General features: G+C 64.9%; 1 pseudogene. It reads left to right on the top strand.

Annotated features, from left to right (window positions below):
- Positions 1-33 precede the first annotated feature (33 nt).
- Positions 34-928 (top strand): annotated as a pseudogene (locus P3H15_RS54145) (IS5 family transposase).
- Positions 929-942: the final 14 nt, after the last annotated feature.

Below are 942 nucleotides of genomic sequence, written 5' to 3' on the forward strand. Positions count from 1 at the left end.
CCTAGAGCGTGTCTGCCAAATATTGGTGGTTGGATGCTCGAGACTGTCCCTGTGTTGCGTGCCAACGAGATTTCCGACGCCCTGTGGGCTGTGATCGAACCCGTCCTTCCTTCTCTGGCGGGACGGAGGGGACGTCCGTGGAACGATCATCGGTTGACGCTGGAGGGAATCGTCTGGCGATTCCGTACCGGGTCACCGTGGCGCGATCTGCCCGAATGCTTCGGCCCGTGGCAGTCGATCTGGGAGCGTCATCGCCGCTGGTCGGACGACGGCACCTACGTGCGGATGTTCGCCGCGGTGCGGGCGGCAGCGCCCGAACGAGAAGGACAGCTCGAACGTCTGCTGTCGATCGACTCGACCATCGTCCGCGCCCACCAGCACTCCGCCGGCGCCCTGACCGATGCCCACACAGGGGGCTCGGTCGAATGACAAGAATCTGGCAGGCGAACCCGCCGACCACGCACTCGGCCGCTCCCGAGGCGGTTTGAGCACCAAGATCCACGCTCTCACCGACACGTTCTGCTGCCCGTTGACGCTGCTGCTCTCTCCGGGACAGGCGGGCGACAACCCGTACCTGGTGCCGCTGCTCGACGCGCACCGCGCTCACGACACCGAAGCGTTCCGGTTGCTGGCCGACAAGGCGTACTCGCATCCGAGCACTCGAAAGAAACTGCGGGAACGCAGAATCTCGCACACCATTCCCGAACGCCGTGACCAGATCCGGCGCCGCAAGGCGAAAGGATCGGACGGGGGTCGGCCGCCGGCGTTCGACAAGGACCGGTACCGCGAACGCAATACCGTCGAGCGTGGGTTCGGGCGTCTGAAGCAGTGGCGTGGCATCGCCACGCGCTATGACAAGTACGCCACCACCTTTCTCGGTGGCGTACTCCTCGCCGCCTTCGTCATCCATCACCGCGTCCGCAAATAGCAGACACGCTCTAG

The organism is Rhodococcus sp. T2V (assembly GCF_029269925.1).
Lineage (GTDB): Bacteria > Actinomycetota > Actinomycetes > Mycobacteriales > Mycobacteriaceae > Rhodococcus_F > Rhodococcus_F koreensis.